Source organism: Photobacterium sp. TY1-4 (assembly GCF_025398175.1).
Lineage (GTDB): Bacteria > Pseudomonadota > Gammaproteobacteria > Enterobacterales > Vibrionaceae > Photobacterium.
In genome coordinates, this window is the sequence record NZ_CP099735.1 from 1,257,446 (window position 1) to 1,275,277 (window position 17,832).

The window sequence follows — 17,832 nt, forward strand, 5'->3', positions numbered from 1 at the left end:
TCAGTTACTCTCATTACGCCGGCTGCGGTTAAAATCCCGTATGATATTGATTTTAGGGATAATCGCGATCCTTCAAACCAGTGCGCTCGGCCATTTTGCGATCAGTTATCTCGATAATGTTCTCAACGAACAGATCGGCCAGCAAGCCATGCGGGTTGCCATGGCGATCGCCGCTACTCCGGATGTCATCGATGCCGTGGCCGAAAAGAACACAACATTTCTGCAACCCCTGAGCCATAAGCTGGCCCAGGCGGCCGAAGCCCGGTTCGTGGTGTTCGGGGACGCCGAGGGCATTCGACTCGCCCACCCGCTCCCCGAACGTGTCGGCCGCCCGATGGCCGATGACGAGGGAGACACCAACGCACCGGCGCTGCGCCACGGCCGGGCGTATGTGTCGGAGGCGCTCGGCAGCGTTGGCTGGTCGGTGCGCGGAAAAGCGCCGATTTTCAGCCACGACGGCCGCACGGTGATCGGGATTGTCTCGGTCGGTTACCTGCTGGACACCGTCGAAGTCATCGTCAGCCACCATACCGGCTCCATGCTTGTGGCGATTGTAGCCGCATTCCTGTTCAGCGTCGGCACCGCGATTTTATTTGCCAACCATTTTCGCAAAGCGATTTTCAACTTAGAGCCCGAGCAAATCGCCCGGATGTTCCAGGAGCGCAACGCAACACTCGAAACTGTTCGCGAAGGGATTGTCGCCATTAACCAGACCGGCCACATCACCACCTTCAACCATGCCGCCATCAAAACTCTGGAACTGCCCGACGATCGCACCTACATCGGCCGCCACATTACCGAAGTGCTGCCCGACACCGGCATGCAGGAAGTGCTGGATCAAGGCCAGCCGCATTTCGACCACGATATCTGGCTGCACGACCACAACCTGATCGTCAACCGGATCCCCCTGCTTCAGGATGGCGAAGTCACCGGCGTCGTCTCCAGTTTCCGGCTGAAGAATGAATTGGATTTGGTCAGCCGCAAACTGACCCGGATCAAGCAGTACGCCGAAACCCTGCGCAGCCAGGCCCATGAATACAACAACAAGCTACACACCATCGCCGGGCTGATCCAGATTGATGCCAAAGAAGAAGCCCTGGCGGTGATCGGCCAGGAAACCGTCAGCCACCAGGCGTTTATCCAGCAACTGATGCAGGTCACCTCAGACAGCGTGCTGGCCGGGTGCCTGCTCGGCAAATACAACCGGGCCAAGGAGCTGGGACTGGAACTGGCCATTGATGAGAACAGCCAGATGTCCGATCTGCCGGACCCGCTGCCGCGCGAGCAACTGGTCAGCATTCTGGGTAACCTGATCGACAATGCCCTGGAAGCCACCTTAAACCATTACGGACCGGGCGGCACCGTGACTCTCGGCTTTTCGGACTATGGCAAAGAGCTGATTTTTGAAGTCAACGATCAAGGCGCGGGACTGACCCCGGAAGAAGCCGAGAAAATCTTCACCCGCGGCTACACCACCAAACCCCAGGACGGCCACGGTATCGGTCTTGATCTGGTACGCAGCCAGGTCGATCACCTGGGCGGCCTGATCACTGTCGAACCCGGCGAGCCAAGTGGTTCCGACGCGCCTGAACCATACAGCGGTAGCCGCTTTACGGTTTATCTGCCCAAACAAGCCTGGCGAGAACTGGCCCAACACCAACAGAAGGACACCCAATGACGACACCGATCAGTATCGTAATTGCCGAAGATGACCCCAAAATCGCAGAGATCCAACGGCGCTTTATTGAGAAAATCGATGGCTTCGAGGTGATCGGGATTGCTCACAGCCTGGATGACGCCCGTGATTTGCTGGAAGTCCTGCAACCGCAATTATTATTGCTGGACAACCAATTCCCGACCGGGACCGGTCTGGCGTTATTGCGCGAGTTGCGCGCCGAGAGCACGCATACCGATGTCATCCTGATCACCGCCGCCAAAGAAGTCGACACCTTACGCACTGCGATGCATAATGGCGTTTTCGACTATATCCTGAAACCCGTGGTGTTTGAGCGACTCAAATCGTCACTGAATCACTACGCTGCGCACCTCAGTAAACTGGCAGACATGGACTCGTTGATCCAAAGCGAAGTCGACGGCTTGCTTCAGTCGACAGCGCCTGACACAGCAGCAACGACCACGCCGCGGCTGCCGAAGGGCATCGATGCCTTGACCCTGGACAAAATCCGTAAGGTTCTGGCATCCCCCGGCCAGTCACTCAACGCTGAGCAAGTCGGTCAGGAAATTGGGGCCAGCCGGACCACCGCCAGACGTTATCTGGAATATATGGTCAGCGCGGACGAACTGTGCGCCGAAGTCGCCTACGGGAGTGTCGGCAGACCCGAGCGGAGATATCGCCGCCCCGGCTAGCGATAACCGCTCATTCTAACGGACTAACGGAGAAGAATGCTTTGGTCATAGACTATGATTTCGCAACAGCGGCGCTCATCATGGCCGTCTTTCTACTGGCCGGCCTGGTTAAAGGCGTGGTGGGGCTGGGTCTGCCGCCCGTTGTTCTAGGGGTTCTCACCGCGCTGATCGGCATTCATCAGGCCATGGCACTGGTGGCCCTGCCGGCCTTTCTTACCAACGTCGTGCAAGCCTTCTCCGGCCGTGAGGGGCGCCAGTTATGCCGCAACCACTGGCAATTCTTTCTGGCAGCCACCCTGGCGATTGCCGCCGGGCTCACCCTGGCCCTGATTCTCAACAGCCATCTGATGGCCTTGGTTCTGGGTGGGTTGCTGGCCACCTATGCCCTCACCGGTTTGCTGAAATTCCAACTGTCGGTGCAGCCGCAATGGCAACCCGGCTACGGTGTCGCCATGGGCACCCTCAACGGCGTTTTTACCGGGCTGACCGGCTCATCGGCCGTGCCTGGAGTGTTTTACCTGCAATCGGTCGGCCTGTCCCGCGACCAGTTGATCCAGGCCATGGGCATTCTGTTCACCCTCTCTTCCGTCGGTCTGAGCCTCGGGCTGATCCTACAAGGGGTGTTGACGGTCTCTGCCGGTAGCTTATCAGTTGCAGCCTTAGTACCGGCCTTTGCCGGAATGGCGATCGGCAGCCGGATCCGGCAACGTATCTCGGTGGGCCTGTTCCAGCGGATTTTTTTCTGCTCCCTGCTATTGCTGGGCACCTACATCATTTTCATGAACCTGGGACGCATCCCCTAAGGAGACGGTTATGGACCCCAAAACGCGAGGATTACTGGATAAACTGCTGGCTTTCGGTCAGGCCAATGATCGCCGGGTCAGCCACAAAAGTGAGAAGATGCTCAACATCCCCAAAGATACCGGCGAATTTCTGGCGGCAATGATCCGGGCCACCCGTGCCCGGCATGTCCTGGAGATCGGCACGTCCAACGGCTATTCCACCATCTGGCTGGCAGACGCCGTTGACAGCGACGGCCAGGTCACTTCCCTGGATATCACCGCTGAAAAAACCCGCCTGGCCACCGAGAACCTGGCCCAAGCCGGTTATCTCGACCGGGTCACGCTGCTGACCGCCCATGCAGAAGACTTCCTCAGTGATGTCCGGACACCGCAGTTTGACCTGGTATTTCTCGATGCCGATCGCAGCCAGTACATCGACTGGTGGCCCTTGCTGAAGAAGAGCCTGGTCCCTTCCGGCACCATCATCGTCGATAACGCCATCTCCCACGCCGAAGAGCTGACCACGTTTACCGCACTCATTCAGAGCGAGCCGTCCGTGACTCAGGCGCTGGTTCCCGTCGGCAAGGGAGAACGAATCATCGTGGTGCACGAAGACACGGCAACACTTTCGTTACCGACCTCTCAAAGTCATCACAACAATCAGGGATAATCGGTTACAAACTTGTCACTAACTTGATAAGATGCGCGCTCTTTCAGTCACTTAGCTTTCACACATGCCGAATTTCAGCCGGAACAGTCTCGTACATCAGGGGGTCATGGTACTGACCCTGTTGTCGATCCTGCTGACCCAGTTTTTATCGGCGATCGTGGTGCTCAACCCGGCACATTACCAGGGCAACGGCAACTGGCTGACCGGCGAAAAAGTGCTGATCTGTACCAGTCAGGGCCTGAAATGGGTCGAAGTCAGTCAGCTTCGGCACCAAAACCAGACGGACGCGGCTACGGGTGAAACACCACATGTTCTGAAATTCCACTGCCCGATCCTCAAATTACCGCCGGTCCTGGAACACACCCCGCTGGCCGCCGGTTTTTTCCTGCTCACCCTGCTGTTCTGTTTTTTCCCGGTACAACTGTTCAACTGTAACCGGGTCCTTGAGCGGATCTATTATCGCTACGCGCCCAAACAGTCTCCGCCCCAATCCGGCATCGTCACCCATTGAGGGTCTATCCTAGACCTAAATAATTGAAAATCACGATGTTGAAAATCATGATGTCGAAGACCAAGTCACAACTGAGCTTGTTCGCTTGGTCATTTATGAGAACACCCTGCCCCGGGACCACAAACAATCTTATCCCCGTGGCAGCAAGGAGAAAATAATGAAAAAAATCATCAACCTTCTACTGGGAAGTACCCTGCTGTTGAGCGCGATGGCCAATGCACACGATTACCAAGGCGGCAACCTGCATATCGACCACCCGTGGTCAAAACAGGTGCCGCCGACATCCCAGGTCGCAGCGGCCTTTTTTGAGATCGAAAACCGGGGTCACGAAGCCGATACGCTAATCAAAGCCGAATCCCCGATTGCCGGAAAAACTGAGCTACATGCCCATATCCATGAAGACGGCATGATGAAGATGCGGGAAGTGGAAAGCATTGACGTTCCGGCGCAAGGAACCCGCATGCTGAAGCCGGGGAGCTATCACATCATGTTCTTCGAGTTGAAGCAGGTGCCGGCGCTGGGCGATCGCTTCCCGCTGACCCTGTATTTTGCCAAAGCCGGCAAAGTCGACGTCGAAGTAGCAGTTGAAGAAGCCACCTACCAACCGAAACAACAGAACGACTCACACGCAATGGATCATAGCGGCCACTAATCCCCGCGCACCATCCGCCAAAGCGGTCACACATCGCCCAAAGCCGTTTGTATGCCCAAACGGCTTTTTTCAACCACTCACCCTTTGTCAATCTATAGCCGGTTGATCTCGTTGTTCAGCTGATAGCCGCTGTCGGTCACGATTTTCTCCAGCACCTCAATCCGTGCTTTCAGAGTCTTGATGTCTTGCTTCATTTCGATCAATGCCCGGGATTGATGTTCACTTTCCAGCGCTTTGACTTTCAGTTGATGATCTAAATATCGCTTAAACATGATTGAGATAAACACGATGGCGACAATAATGATTCCCGTCCAGGCCATGAATCGTTCCTTCTTGGTCGTCGATAAATTTTTATCCTGATGGGACTATCTAACCACGTTATCGATGGTAGCATCTGAAGCAGAACCAGCGTTTTTGACGCATATCACCGAAAAGACAGCATGTTAGAATCACCCTTATGTCCGGCCCGCAATGAATCTTTTATGAAGACCTGGAAATACCCACCGGCTAATCCGGTGCTGGCTGCTATGATTGACTGCTACTGGCTGCTGGAGCGCCATCATGATGGCGCGGCTCAGCCCCTGTTGATCCCCAATCCCTATTGCCACCTGATCCTGACGCTGCCGGAAGACATCCACCACTACCAGATTCAGAAGCCGGCACAGGGACAGGTCAAAGGACAGCATGGAATGCAGATCAGCACGGTCGCCGGCTCGCACCTGCTCACCCCTTTCACGCAAGCATTAACTATCCGGGACAACCCGCAAGTGTTGCGGCTCGGCGTGAAGTTTCAGCCCGGCGCACAATACCGGCTGCTGGGCCTGAGCGGCAAGGAGAATACCAACCGGATCATCCCGCAATCAGATTCTGCGCTACTCAATTCGGCACTGAACGTACTCTTTCAGCCTGTCACGCTCAACGGCCTGTTCGAGCTCCGCCATCAGCCTGAAAGTGTGGTTGCCAGCCTGGACCGCCATTTCGCGACGATTCTAGCGCAAACACCCGATGACCCGCACAGTCGACTGACTCAGCAAGCCCTTGTTCGGCTGAATCTGGACACAGAAGCTCTGGACACAGCAGCTCTGAACATAAAAGCGCCGGGCGTAAAGGCATCGTACGCAGAAGGTTCAGAAGGCAGGACACCGAACGCTCAACTTCCCGACACGACACCGGAGCAGGCGCTGGGGTGTTCACGGCGCACCCTGGAAAGAGTCTTTGTCCGCGTGACCGGACTGACGATGAAACAGTATCGGATGATGAAACGGCTCGATGCGTTGTTTCTCCATCTCTATCAGCATCCCGACCGCCAGCCGGAGTGGGCTGAAATCGCGTTCAGGTTCGGCTTCAGCGATCAACCGCACCTGATCCGCCAGCTGAAACGAGCCATCGGTGCCACACCGGGAAGCTATCTGGAAGCACGTAATCTCATCATTGATCTCTATGGTGATTTTGAGGGCGAAAACATGTGAGCTGTCGTTTTTGTTCAATCTTGCCGACCTCCCCTGCGCTAAGCTAGCAGCATCTCCAATCAATGACGTAAGCAAACCAAGCCATGACAACGATAGATAATTCACGCCTGCAACAAGGGTTCCCCTGTGTGTTCGACGACACACACAGCATTCAGCTGATTTGCCAGGAAGATTTGGCCGAGATCGTCGAGATGCTCGACAATCCCAAGGTCAGCCAGTATCTCTTTTTCGCACCGGCACCGGCCGAGGTCTACACGGCGTTCTTTACCCCGATCATTGACAACACCCGCACTGCGATTGCCTCGGCGCAATGGCCGGAGCACCCGACTTTTATCCTGCGGGATCAGGACCACCGTTTTATGGGGATGCTCGGCATCACCCGGAACATGATGCTGCCGGGCAACTTCGATGTCGGCTACCAGTTACCGGAACATGCCTGGCATCAGGGAATTGCCACCCGGGGGTGTCAGTTCATCACCCAACTGGCCTTTGAGCAACTCGGCGCGCACAAGGTTTGCGCCGACTGCTACGGCAACAACATCGGCTCGGCCCGGGTGCTGGAGAAAAACGGCTTTGTTCAGGAAGGACGACAAGCCGGCTTTTACCAACTCGACCACGGCGTTGACGACCGGGTGCTGTTCGGCATGACCCGCGACCAGTTTGCAGCCCGCCAGTCCCGGTCGACGTGCTAACAGAGATTCAGCAAGCTGAGCAGGTTCATCGCAACGCGCTCCGCATCACTCATATAAAAAACGACCGCAGCCGTGGCTGCGGTCGATGCTTTTCAGTCGCCCTGCACCATTGCGATGAAGTGCCCTGCCGTTAAAAGCGGCTCACAATCGAGAAATAGACCTTGTCTTCACCCAAGTTGCTATCCAACCCCCGGGCATAGCCGAGAGTGACCGGCAAGGTCAGCTGATAACCGAGTTTGGCTTCGAGCGTCAGCTCGGCCCCGACACCGGTCAGCTGCTTCTTACTGCTGCCGCTGTCCCAGGCAGCGCCGGAATCCACAAACAGGTTTCCGGAAATATCCCCCAGCCCCACCGGATAGAGGGACCAGTTGCGTTCAACCCGGGCCAGCCAGGTTTCCAACGCCAGACGCTGAGTCGCATAACGATGACCCACCTGAACACTTTCGTCATACCCGCGCAGCGCCTGGGTATCCCGGCCAAATAAGTACGCTTCCTCGAACAGGTCATTGCCGCCAAGGCGGAATCGCTTGGCCTCATCGTCGGCATAACCTGCCGCCAACCGGGCGGTCACAGTCGTGCGTCCCGGCAGATCCCAGGTTCCCTGCCACCGGGCCTGATACTTCTGGCCTTCAAAGTCACTGTCCAGCAAGTCATTGGTTTCCGCTACCAGATCAATCGCGTGGCCCCAGCCAACCCCGGGGACATTCAAATAGGCTTCCCGGTTATCAAACGTCAGTGCCAGACCGGTCAGGGTTTCATTGCGATCCCGGTACGGGCCCGCAAAGTCCGGTTGAGAAATCAGTTTTTCTTTATCCAGCACCACCCCGGCATGCAGGCTGAGCTGATCTTCAAACGCATTCCAGAGATGATCCCGTTGCACCAACAACTCATCTTCACGGGTGATTCGGTAATCGCTGCGCATCCCCTGGGTCAGCTTGTCGAAATCATGACTCCGGCTATAAGAGAACAACCAACGATTGTCGTATTGGTAGATTGCATTGAGATCGCCCAGTTCATTATCGACATCCCACGCCGCCAGCACCTGATAGGTATGGCGGCCCAGTGCATCGGAACCGAATGTCTGCGCCCCGAGCAGGGTTTTCATGTCATCGATGGCAACCACCGGCAGCCAGTTGCGCGGACGCAGGGTTGACCAGGGAGAGTAATCACTAACTTCCTCCTTCGCGGCAGGCGCTGTCACTGCCGGCGGATAGTCATACCGCCCTTGCTGGGCGTCTATCGAAAACTCAGACAGTGCGGTTGGCGTCGTCAAGTATCGCAGCTGATAGCCGTCCGACGTGTAAGCCTGGTAGACCAGACCATGTCCGGGCTGCCACACCGGCCGAAACGCCCCGCCCACTTCGCGGGTCCATTGCGTGACCTGACCGCTGTCGGGCGCCAAAACATAAATATTGAAAACCCCGTCATAATCGGCACTGAACATCACGCGGCCGTCCGGCAGATAGTGCGGACTATTCTCGGCGGCCCGGGTATCGGTCAGCGCTTCCCAGCGTTGCGTGGTCAAATCGAAGCGCTCCAGGTTCCAGCCCTGCAGCGGCCGTTTCACCGCCGCCACCAGCGCACGGCCATCCGGTGCAATGTCAAAAGTGCCCAGCACCGTCTCCGGCTCTCCGCGCCAGATCCGGCTCGGTTTCGGATCCGGTGAAGACGCATCCGCATCAAGCCGCCAGAGTTCGCTGATCCCGGTCACTTTGCGACTGGCGATCAGCTGTTGGCCATTTGGCAACCAGTGCATTTCCCGAAAACGCTGACGCTCAGTCAGCTGCTGCCATGCCTCATCCCGAAATAAGAACAGATCGTTGTAGCTTCTGCCGTCGGCATAGTCGATCCGCCGCGAAGCCAGCAGCCCCCCTTGGGAGTGAACATCTAAAGCGGTGACTTGCGAGCGGGCCGTCAGCCTCTGCCAATCACCTTCCGGCGTGGCATGCAGCATGATCTCAGGCCGGTCGTCACCATTGTTGCGATTAACGAGCAGCCCGTCGTCGCTGGCAGTCACCACCTGCAGGAAAGGCGTCAGTTGCAGATCCTGCCCGGTGACGGCCTGCTGTCTGAGCTGGGCCAGTTGCGGCGAAAACTGCGTTGTCATCTGTTGCTGAAAGTCTTGCCACAAGGCATCAAAACTCACTCCGAACGAGGTCCGGGCGGTGCGATTGAGCAAGAAATAGGGAATGATCTGACGACTGTAGGATTGCAGAAAATGCTGCACTTTCTGCTCGCCATAGGTTTGATTGAGATACTGGACAAAGTAAGCGCCATACAGATACTGATAGCCTAGCGGCCATTCCCGATCGGCCACCACGACCTGATTGAGATCTTTGATCTCACCACCCGCCACTTCCATCCGCATTTTCATCGCATACTGGCTGCTTTGCAGGCGACCATAACCCAGCGTTTCACTGGTTTCGAGATACACCGCCAGCCCTTCCAGCAGCATGGACGGCGTCAGCGCATGCGGAAACAGTAGTCCCTGACGGCCGAAAATGTTCTGCAGGATTTCCGGCGTCCCTTCCGCCATTTCCATGTGCATGACATGGGCAAACTCATGGCGGATCAGCATATGCAGCCAATCGTCACTGGTGGCCAGATCGCCGCCGTCTTCCGGTGGACTCATGAACAAACGCATTTGGGCAAACGGCAACGGCGTCGCCCAGCCATTGGAGACATCAAAGTCATCCACCATTACGATTTCAGTCCGCTCGCCCGGCGCTGACTGAAAATACGGCAGCTGATCCTGGCGGACCTGCTCGGCAATATCGAGCACCTTGGCGGCGCTTTGCTGATGACCGTCGACGAAATGGACGGTGAAATGTTCAGATTGCTGGCTGTACCACTGCGTGCCCGGCGTATCCCAGGCCACCGGCTGCGCATTGACCGCTCCGGAAACCAGCCCTGCGGCGACCAAGCCCCCGAGCAATGTGCGTTGAAGTCTCTTTCCTGACATGTGTATATGACCCTGATTGGTAATGCACACAGGTTACCAAGGATCGCAGATAAAAACACCGTTTTATATCAACGCGCTGCACAATTTCTCGCACGCAGCCGGTGCGTCATTCCGCCGTAAATTCCCGCCGGTAAAAATCTGTCGTGGCATGCTTCGGATTCGGCTTGAAATAGCGCCAGTCCCAACGCTGATAATGCTTCACCGCCCGTGTATTGGTGCGGCTCACGGACAGCAAAGCCCCTTCGCATCCCTGTCGTTTTAGGGTATTCGCGATAAAGGCTTGCGCGAGATCTGCAATGCCCTGCCCGCGGCACGCAGGGATCAGATAGATCAGGTGGACATAGCCGTACCCGGCCACATCGGAAAAAGCCCGAAATTCCAGCTGACCGATGATTTGTTCACCCTGCCATAGGTGAATATAAAACCAATCTGGTTGAGTCAGCCGCTGCTGCATTCGTGCTTGATAGCCAATCACCGACTGCGCATAGCCATCATCGGTGCCGAAGCTGCACACATAGGAATCCAGCCTGAAGTCGTGGCACGTTTGAAAGTCACGCGGGAGCTCTATGGGTCGAAAATGAATCTCCGTCATTCGCTTAATCCGTTACAAACTTGGGGAAAAAAGCCGGGCACGCCGCTCAGGGCAGCCCAGTTTGAGGGGTTAAAGCTGCTTATAGAAATAGACCGTCGCTTCGAGCTGACCAGACGAGCTACGAGCGAAATCCGGAATCTGGCCGGCTTCGGTATAGCCGATTTTCCGATACAGCGCGGAGGCAACATCCCCCAAACGGGTATCCAGAACCAGCAAAGACAACCCCATATCCTGACTGACCTGCTCCATCCGGGCCATCAGCTTTTTGCTGATCCCGCGTCCGCGGGCGGAGGTTTTCACCATCAGTTTTTCGACCTCGCCTCGGTGCGAGCCATTGGCTTTGGAGCACAGCGAGAGCTGCACCGCGCCGAGGATTTGCTCATTTTCAATAGCAACAAATAACCGGCGGGCGCCGGATTGCAGATCCGCCGCCACGCCTTGCCAGTAGGCGCTGATTTCAGCCGAATCAACCGGGGTTAAAAAGCCGACCGACGCGCCGCTTTCAATGCAGTCGGTTAATAGTGACGCCAGCGCCGTTTCTCGATGGCCGATGGAGGCGATTTCTATGATTTCCAAATTATCTTCCTTGTGTTTTTTATAAAACCGACGAGGCTCCCGGCAGCTACATCCCCTGCTGAGGGAAGAGCATTCGAGAAAGTTCCTGACTGAGGTGTGTCAGGCCAGAGGAAAGACCAACACGATTTCTCCGTCATCCTGAGAGCGGGACATATCCGCCACAAATCCTGATTTTTCATAGGCCCGGCGGGCACTATGATTATGCGGATACACCGTCAGCACCAGTTGACTCACCCCGAGCTGATTGGCAGCAACATCCTTGGCCTGCGACAACAAACCAACACCGATGCCTCGCCCCTGACAATGGGCTCTCACATACATCTGGATAATTTGTGCGCTCTCCTGGGCGATCGTCACTAAACCGCACAAGCCAACCAGTTCCTGCCCGTGAAACGCACCCAGCATGACCTTGGTCGGGTCCTGCTCAGCAATGCGCTGTTCAAAAAACAGTTGCGGTAAGGCGTGTTGTTCTGCGTAAATCGCGCCAAAGTTCTCCGGGTATAACTTCAGGCTTTCTAACCGGATCTGCCGGTAGGCCTGACAATCTGCAGGCTGCAATCGCCGGTATTGGATCTTCATCTTTCCTTGCTCTCCCTGCAAACCATGCGCTCAGATAAAACCTTATGCACAAATAGCATGCTAATGCCTTGTTAAGCAATGAGAAATTCAACCACACCGGATAACTCTTGTTGGACAGACAGAGCGTCAGCGCCGTTTCGCCCGCTCCTGCTCGGGTCGGTTGGTATTGAGTAACAGATCTTCAAAAAACTCAGGAAGTCATCAGCCACCGCCAAGATCCCCTCCACCACCCGATGTTGCGCCTGCAGGCACTGCCCGAGATGATGACTCTTCATCTGCGCTGGCATATTCAGTGTGGCGGAGTGCTTGGGTATAGGGGGATTTTCAAATCCCGAAAGCCATTCCAACACCCAAAAACGAAAAACCCCAGCACAGTGGCTGGGGCTTCAAATGTGGCGGAGAGATAGGGATTTGAACCCTCTAAACCATATACGGTAATCTCCTGCGCCACAGAAGATTACCGTAAAACGTTCTATTTTACAGCATCTTGACTTATCCATCAGTATCGTACAGTGTCCCAGAAGGCCACATTTGATGGACACAAAAAAGGATGACGACAATCCCACTTCGAGCCATTTTCTAAAGAGCGGAAGAGGATGATCTCATTACAAAAAACCAATGAGGTTTATCAAAAACAAGCAGCCTGATGATGTCGAACTGTTGATGCCTGCTTTTTACTAACATATTTAGAGGTCATGGCATAGAGCAACGACTTGTAGTTGACTTTAAATGACAGAACATCACCGACTCCGGTATTAGTCCCTGTTACATCCAGAATGAGGTGATCACTGCTGCTGCCAATGATTTCTATCGAGCGATTGAGTGGGGTCAGATCCGCGACCGGAACATCCTGCTCTCCCAAGGCAACAATTGCTCTTTTGTGTATTCCCCGGTCGATGAAAACAGGCTTTACACCAAAGGCATTCATCCCTAACGCCCCTCTGGGAATGGAACTTTTTTCTTTCAATTCAATCACTTCAGCCTGTAGCGTGAAAACGTCATTGTACATTCCAGGTATGTTTTTGCCATAGGCGCTCTCCCTTCCGAAAAATAGGGATTCACCCAGCCGAAGCTGGTTGATTCCTTTCGGTATTTTCTGCTCCATTAGTAGCGGAAGAATGCTGGAATTACCGCCAGATATAATCGTAAGCGAATGGTTAAGCTCTCTTTCCACCTGCTGTTTTATGGCAGTCAGCTCCAGCATGATTTCTTCGGAGGGAATAACTCCTCCGTAACAGGTCAGGTTGGTGCCAATGCCCGACCACTCGATATTGCTCTGTTTCAGTATAAACTGACCAACCTCGATGAGGTTCTCTGCCAATATCCCTTCGCGCAAATCGCCAAGCTCTATCATCACAATGATTTTGTGGTTTACCCCCAGAAGGCGTGCTTTATCTTGCAGTTTTTTAATTGTTTCAATTTCTGAAACTAGGCTGATATCTGCATATTTGACGACGTCTTCAGCTTCATGAATTCCTGGCAGGCGCAGCAACGTGGTCTGACAGCTGTCAGATATTTCTTTGATACTTTTGAGATTTTCTATTCGGGAGTCAGCTAAGGACCGGCAACCGGTGTTGATCAGGGTCCTGATGATCTCAGTATCTCCACTGACCACTTTGGTGACGGGCACCCAGTCAATAGGGTATTCACTTTTGCTGCATAATTCGTCCAGGTAAGCTGCATTGTGTAATAGCTTGTCCTGATCCCAGACAATTCTTGGAAGTTTAAGCATATGTTATTCCTGTCATGCCAACGAGAGATGATAATTACGTCATGCATGCATAAAAAATAAGATGAGCAATCCACTCCATGAATTGCTCATCAATTTTATGACCTAAAGTAAGCCATTAATTATCTGGCGTAACTATCAATGTCAGATATTAGTTTGCTGTATTTTCGGATCAACACCATCGCGTATTTCACTGTGACTGTGTGTTTCGTCATTGGTATTTTGCAGCTTAACGATGGAAAAACCGGTCAACGCAAAGATGATGGAGATCATGGGAACCACAAAGTTGAGTATTGCATAGGGAGCGTACTCAACGGCACCAACCCCAAGAGTAGCCAGGATAAAGACGCCGCAGGTATTCCAGGGAATAAACACGGAGGTCAGGGTACCGCCATCTTCCAGTGCCCGGGACAGATTCTTAGAGTGCAGCCCCTTTTCCTGATAGGTACTGGCAAACATTCTGGCGGGCACGACGACGGAGATATACTGCTCCGAACAGCTTGCGTTGGTCAGGAAGCAGGAAGAAATGGTGGTCGGGATCAGGCTTTTTGCCGACTTGGACGCGCTGATTATTTTTTCAACGATAGATTTCAGCATACCGGTGTTTTCCAGTATCCCTCCCAGAGTCATGGCGACAATGGTCATGGAGACCGTATACATCATGGACTCCAAGCCGCCCCGATTGAACAGACCGTCGACCATGTCGTTACCGGTTTCAATGCTGAAGCCGGTTTGCAGTGCTTTCACCGCTTCCGCCACAGAGCCACCCTGAATGAAGATCTGGCTCAGAAAACCGAGCAAAATACCCGCGAATAAGGCTGGCAGGGCTGGTACCTTCCGGGTGACCAGAAAAATCACGAAGACTGGGATCAGCAATAGCCAGGGAGAAATGACAAAGTTGTCCTGCAATATGGCCATGGTGGTGCTGATTTGTTCAAACTCGACGTCGCCAGCAGAGAAGCTCTGGCCCAGATACCAGTATACGGTTAGAGCAATCAGCAGCCCGGGTACGGTGGTGTAGAGCATATGTTTAATATGCTCAAAAAGATCGGTGCCGGTTAGTCCCGCGGCCAGGTTGGTGGTATCGGACAAGGGAGACATCTTGTCCCCAAAATAAGCGCCGGATATCACGGCACCGGCAACCATAGGGGCGGGGATACCCATGCTGATACCAATACCCATGCCAGCCACACCGATGGTACCCATGGTGGACCACGAACTACCGATGGCAATAGACACTACGGCACAGATAAGGGTAATGGAAACAAGAAACAGAGATGGAGAAAGTATTTGCAACCCGTAGTAAATCATGCTGGCGACAACGCCACCACCAATCCAAGCGCCAATGGCAACACCAACCAGCAGGATGATTACGACGGCGGGGAGAGCCAGTTTGATGCCACTGTAGATGCTATCTTCTATGTGCTGCCACTTATAGCCATGTATCCAGGCGACCAGCGCTGCGGTCATGGTACCAAATACAAGAGGTATATGTGGACTACCTTCAAATATGACAATGGTTACCAGCATGGCACCGACCATCAGGATGATCGGCAGAATTGCCATGGTGAAGGGTATTTTTGGAGTATCGTTGTTCATAATCCCTCTTACTCTTGATTATTGAGTATAAATTTCACAAAGAATTGAATTGTGAAAATAGTTAAATCCATGTGAACGAACGAGATTATTACATAACATTTAACAACTGTCTTTGTGTCCGCTAAAAAAATCAGCATCGACATTATTTTTTTCTTGAAGTGTGATTGATCTTTTAATTTTATTAATTAGACGGATTCTGACTGGTGAGAATATTAATTAATAATACGGTTAAACGGACCCAAGGAATAATTCCCAGGGTCCAGTTGTTTTTAATATCCAATGTGGTCGAAACTGAGTTGAGTTTTAGTGACCGGCTAAAGATTTTTTAATATTTTTATTAAATAGCCTGCATTAATTCAACGTTCTCATCCTGATATAACAATGCATAAAGATCTTTTGAGTTGTCTGGTTGCGGAACCAAATCAATTAACTCACCCAAATTGTTTTGTTGGGAAATATCAAGCAGCAAGCGCAGCGCTGAGTAATCTTCTAATGCAAAACCGACCGAATCAAAGATTGTAATTTCCTCATCGGACGTTCTTCCTGGCTTAGTACCACTCAGGACTTCCCAAAACTCGGTCACCTGGTGCTCTGCCGGCAATTGCTGAATATCACCCTCAATACGGCTTTGAGGCTCAAACTCAACAAATATTCTGCCTTGTGTCAGAACATCCATGTGTAGCTCGGTTTTTCCGGGGCAGTCTCCCCCCACAGCGTTGATATGCACACCGGGCGCCACCATGTCCGGGGTCAAAATGGTCGCTAGACGTTTGTCTGCGGTAACAGTAGTGATGATATCGACATTCTTGACCGCTTCTTTCGCCGAATCACAGATGGTGATGGTCAGACCTTCCACTTTGCGAAGGTTACGCTTGAGTTTTTCACTTGCCAGCGGATCAACGTCAAAACAGCGTATTTCTTCGATCCCCAGCAGCTTATGGAAGGCCAGCGCCTGAAACTCGCTTTGAGAACCATTGCCAATCAGGGCCATGGTACGGGAGTTTTTTCTGGCCAGTTTTTTTGCGACCATCACCGAGGTGGCGGCCGTGCGCAGGGCTGTGGTCAGTGTCAGCTCGGAAAGCAGAACCGGATAACCGGTGTCGACATCAGCCAGCACACCAAATGCCATGACCGTCAGCATACCTTTCTCGGTGTTGGCTGGATGACCATTCACATATTTGAAAGAATATTGCTGAGCATCGGCAACTGGCATCAGTTCAATTACGCCGATGTCGCTGTGAGCTGCCAGCCTGGCCGATTTGTCAAAATCTTTCCAGCGGAGGAAGTCCTGCTCGATAAACGTCACTAGTTTTTCCATGAATTTATCTGCACCTACAGCACCTACATGCCGGCTAAGGCAATCAACATCAATAAATCGGGTCATCCTTTCCTCACAACAAGTACGTTTTTGATAGCGTCATTATCGTGGGTGGCAATGCTAAATAATAGACACGAAATGTAGCTAATTTGATAAATTAGTTATCACAATGATAACATCTGATACCAGTTTGATATATTCAGGAAGAAAAAGGGATATACATGGATTCTATCGACCACATAGACCGCCAGCTAATAGGCCATCTGAGAATGAATGCTCGCCTGCCCGTGGCCTGGTTGGCAAAGACCGTTGGCGTTTCCCGTGCCACCATTCAGAATCGTATGACTCGGCTGGAGAAGCGGGGAATCATCAATGGCTATACCGCGTTGGTTTCAAGTGGTGCCAATGAACAACTCGCAATGGTCAGGGCGTTAATGAGCATTTATCTGGAAGGGGATACGTCCAGAAAGGTACGAACAGAGCTGATGAGTGAGCCCTGCGTATGCGCCATTCACTCAACGAACGGGCGCTGGGATATGGTATTGGAGTTGCAAGCACGCTCGCTGGAAGAATTTGACGGTGTGCTGTGCCGGATCAGAGAGATTAACGGTATTTCTACCTCGGAAACCAGCATATTGCTGTCGTCTCACCGCATCGGCAATCAGCACATATGATATGTGGCACACTTGGCCTCTCAGTCAATCAGCAGAAATTAAATGCGCCATCACTGCTCTATCCACGGTATCCATACCAAACCGGCAGAACAAATTCGTATCCGGCTAGCGCATATTACAGGAGAGAAAGCTTACAGTAGCAAAGGGGGTCGAGCGGAATTCAAGCGCTGAGGCATCAAGCCGTCATTCTTCAGCGCTCGGAGGATCGCCACCCAAACAATTTGCCACATCGGCTACGCTATGACCTTTTTCAGTAACCTATTTGACAGCTTCAACTTTGAATTCTTCTGGGCATGGGGGAAAATCCCGACACTCAGCACATCACCTGAAACGAACAAAGCCCTGTCTGATGACAGGGCTTTGGAATGTGGCGGAGAGATAGGGATTTACTGCGCCCTTCGGGCCGTTACTATAAAACGCCTTCGGCTGGCAACGTTGTCTCGCTGCGCTCGGCTGAACCCCCGTCTAGCGTTCTTCACCCTATCTCACCATCACGAATTTCAGGCATAAAAAAACCGCTGAAATTTCAGCGGTTTTTTTTGAATGTGGCGGAGAAATAGGGATTTGAACCCTAGATACGCTATAAACGTATGCCGGTTTTCAAGACCGGTGCTTTCAACCACTCAGCCATCTCTCCGTAAGTGACGTACATCATACGGG

General features: G+C 53.1%; 17 protein-coding genes and 1 tRNA gene. 9 read left to right on the forward strand and 9 right to left on the reverse strand.

The window, feature by feature from the left end:
- The first annotated feature begins 40 nt into the window (after window positions 1–40).
- The 6 genes from NH461_RS22495 to NH461_RS22520 all read left to right on the forward strand — a co-directional run bounded on the left by NH461_RS22495 (window position 41) and on the right by NH461_RS22520 (window position 4,982).
- Window positions 41–1,678 (forward strand): sensor histidine kinase, encoded by a 1,638-nt coding sequence (locus tag NH461_RS22495; RefSeq protein ID WP_261603195.1) that lies wholly within the window; start codon window positions 41–43, stop codon window positions 1,676–1,678.
- Window positions 1,675–2,367 carry a response regulator gene (locus NH461_RS22500; protein ID WP_261603196.1) on the forward strand — a complete coding sequence of 231 codons (693 nt, stop codon included), beginning with the start codon at window positions 1,675–1,677 and terminating at the stop codon, window positions 2,365–2,367. The genes NH461_RS22495 and NH461_RS22500 overlap by 4 nt, the downstream gene beginning before the upstream one ends.
- An 80-nt stretch (window positions 2,368–2,447) precedes the next feature.
- The gene (locus NH461_RS22505; RefSeq protein WP_261603197.1) at window positions 2,448–3,170 is read left to right on the forward strand and encodes a sulfite exporter TauE/SafE family protein; all 723 of its coding nucleotides are present in this window, start codon (window positions 2,448–2,450) and stop codon (window positions 3,168–3,170) included.
- A gap of 10 nt (window positions 3,171–3,180) precedes the next feature.
- A complete protein-coding gene (locus NH461_RS22510; RefSeq protein WP_261603198.1) occupies window positions 3,181–3,819 on the forward strand; it encodes an O-methyltransferase in 639 nt (212 codons plus the stop codon).
- Between the two features lie 106 nt (window positions 3,820–3,925).
- On the forward strand, window positions 3,926–4,330 hold the full coding sequence (locus tag NH461_RS22515; RefSeq protein ID WP_261603199.1) for a hypothetical protein: 405 nt from the start codon (window positions 3,926–3,928) through the stop codon (window positions 4,328–4,330).
- 157 nt (window positions 4,331–4,487) lie between these two features.
- Complete coding sequence (locus NH461_RS22520; RefSeq protein WP_261603200.1) at window positions 4,488–4,982, forward strand: copper chaperone PCu(A)C; 495 nt, start codon at window positions 4,488–4,490, stop codon at window positions 4,980–4,982.
- A 92-nt stretch (window positions 4,983–5,074) separates the two neighbouring features.
- On the opposite strand, the gene NH461_RS22525 is transcribed toward NH461_RS22520, so the two are convergent.
- Window positions 5,075–5,302, reverse strand: coding sequence for a hypothetical protein (locus tag NH461_RS22525; protein WP_261603201.1), 228 nt, complete (start codon window positions 5,300–5,302; stop codon window positions 5,075–5,077).
- Between the two features lie 162 nt (window positions 5,303–5,464).
- On the opposite strand from NH461_RS22525, the gene NH461_RS22530 reads away from it, so the two are divergent.
- Together NH461_RS22530 and NH461_RS22535 are read left to right on the forward strand one after the other, a co-directional pair.
- Complete coding sequence (locus NH461_RS22530; protein WP_261603202.1) at window positions 5,465–6,451, forward strand: helix-turn-helix domain-containing protein; 987 nt, start codon at window positions 5,465–5,467, stop codon at window positions 6,449–6,451.
- Window positions 6,452–6,534: 83 nt separating this feature from the next.
- Complete coding sequence (locus tag NH461_RS22535; protein ID WP_410000119.1) at window positions 6,535–7,143, forward strand: GNAT family N-acetyltransferase; 609 nt, start codon at window positions 6,535–6,537, stop codon at window positions 7,141–7,143.
- Between the two features lie 130 nt (window positions 7,144–7,273).
- Here NH461_RS22535 and NH461_RS22540 read toward each other — a convergent pair whose 3' ends face one another.
- From NH461_RS22540 to NH461_RS22570, 7 genes are all read right to left on the reverse strand, one after another.
- Window positions 7,274–10,105, reverse strand: a complete 2,832-nt coding sequence (locus NH461_RS22540; RefSeq protein WP_261603203.1) for a hypothetical protein — start codon at window positions 10,103–10,105, stop codon at window positions 7,274–7,276.
- Between the two features lie 106 nt (window positions 10,106–10,211).
- A complete protein-coding gene (locus NH461_RS22545; RefSeq protein WP_261603204.1) occupies window positions 10,212–10,697 on the reverse strand; it encodes a GNAT family N-acetyltransferase in 486 nt (161 codons plus the stop codon).
- 69 nt (window positions 10,698–10,766) lie between these two features.
- On the reverse strand, window positions 10,767–11,273 hold the full coding sequence (locus NH461_RS22550) for a GNAT family N-acetyltransferase (protein WP_261603205.1): 507 nt from the start codon (window positions 11,271–11,273) through the stop codon (window positions 10,767–10,769).
- 99 nt (window positions 11,274–11,372) lie between these two features.
- Window positions 11,373–11,852 (reverse strand): GNAT family N-acetyltransferase, encoded by a 480-nt coding sequence (locus NH461_RS22555; RefSeq protein ID WP_261603206.1) that lies wholly within the window; start codon window positions 11,850–11,852, stop codon window positions 11,373–11,375.
- Window positions 11,853–12,480: 628 nt separating this feature from the next.
- A complete protein-coding gene (locus NH461_RS22560) occupies window positions 12,481–13,584 on the reverse strand; it encodes an alanine/ornithine racemase family PLP-dependent enzyme (RefSeq protein ID WP_261603207.1) in 1,104 nt (367 codons plus the stop codon).
- Window positions 13,585–13,725: 141 nt separating this feature from the next.
- Window positions 13,726–15,180: a Na+/H+ antiporter NhaC gene (nhaC, locus tag NH461_RS22565; RefSeq protein WP_261603208.1), complete on the reverse strand. Its 1,455-nt coding sequence runs from the start codon at window positions 15,178–15,180 to the stop codon at window positions 13,726–13,728.
- A 337-nt stretch (window positions 15,181–15,517) separates the two neighbouring features.
- Entirely contained in the window at window positions 15,518–16,564 is a 1,047-nt protein-coding gene (locus tag NH461_RS22570) for an ornithine cyclodeaminase (protein WP_261603209.1), read from the reverse strand.
- A gap of 155 nt (window positions 16,565–16,719) precedes the next feature.
- On the opposite strand from NH461_RS22570, the gene NH461_RS22575 reads away from it, so the two are divergent.
- Window positions 16,720–17,172 (forward strand): Lrp/AsnC family transcriptional regulator, encoded by a 453-nt coding sequence (locus NH461_RS22575; protein ID WP_261603210.1) that lies wholly within the window; start codon window positions 16,720–16,722, stop codon window positions 17,170–17,172.
- A 546-nt stretch (window positions 17,173–17,718) separates the two neighbouring features.
- On the opposite strand, the gene NH461_RS22580 is transcribed toward NH461_RS22575, so the two are convergent.
- Window positions 17,719–17,809, reverse strand: a tRNA-Ser gene (locus NH461_RS22580).
- Window positions 17,810–17,832 lie beyond the last annotated feature (23 nt).

Bases quoted from the DNA above. Each gene is read 5' to 3' on its own strand.
- NH461_RS22545 (WP_261603204.1), bottom strand. From the start codon at position 10,697: ATGACGGAGATTCATTTTCGACCCATAGAGCTCCCGCGTGACTTTCAA.
- NH461_RS22505 (WP_261603197.1), top strand. From the start codon at position 2,448: ATGGCCGTCTTTCTACTGGCCGGCCTGGTTAAAGGCGTGGTGGGGCTG.
- NH461_RS22495 (WP_261603195.1), top strand. From the start codon at position 41: ATGATATTGATTTTAGGGATAATCGCGATCCTTCAAACCAGTGCGCTC.
- NH461_RS22575 (WP_261603210.1), top strand. From the start codon at position 16,720: ATGGATTCTATCGACCACATAGACCGCCAGCTAATAGGCCATCTGAGA.
- NH461_RS22515 (WP_261603199.1), top strand. From the start codon at position 3,926: ATGGTACTGACCCTGTTGTCGATCCTGCTGACCCAGTTTTTATCGGCG.
- NH461_RS22525 (WP_261603201.1), bottom strand. From the start codon at position 5,302: ATGGCCTGGACGGGAATCATTATTGTCGCCATCGTGTTTATCTCAATC.
- NH461_RS22530 (WP_261603202.1), top strand. From the start codon at position 5,465: ATGAAGACCTGGAAATACCCACCGGCTAATCCGGTGCTGGCTGCTATG.
- NH461_RS22535 (WP_410000119.1), top strand. From the start codon at position 6,535: ATGACAACGATAGATAATTCACGCCTGCAACAAGGGTTCCCCTGTGTG.
- NH461_RS22500 (WP_261603196.1), top strand. From the start codon at position 1,675: ATGACGACACCGATCAGTATCGTAATTGCCGAAGATGACCCCAAAATC.
- NH461_RS22520 (WP_261603200.1), top strand. From the start codon at position 4,488: ATGAAAAAAATCATCAACCTTCTACTGGGAAGTACCCTGCTGTTGAGC.
- NH461_RS22555 (WP_261603206.1), bottom strand. From the start codon at position 11,852: ATGAAGATCCAATACCGGCGATTGCAGCCTGCAGATTGTCAGGCCTAC.
- NH461_RS22540 (WP_261603203.1), bottom strand. From the start codon at position 10,105: ATGTCAGGAAAGAGACTTCAACGCACATTGCTCGGGGGCTTGGTCGCC.
- nhaC (WP_261603208.1), bottom strand. From the start codon at position 15,180: ATGAACAACGATACTCCAAAAATACCCTTCACCATGGCAATTCTGCCG.
- NH461_RS22510 (WP_261603198.1), top strand. From the start codon at position 3,181: ATGGACCCCAAAACGCGAGGATTACTGGATAAACTGCTGGCTTTCGGT.
- NH461_RS22570 (WP_261603209.1), bottom strand. From the start codon at position 16,564: ATGACCCGATTTATTGATGTTGATTGCCTTAGCCGGCATGTAGGTGCT.
- NH461_RS22560 (WP_261603207.1), bottom strand. From the start codon at position 13,584: ATGCTTAAACTTCCAAGAATTGTCTGGGATCAGGACAAGCTATTACAC.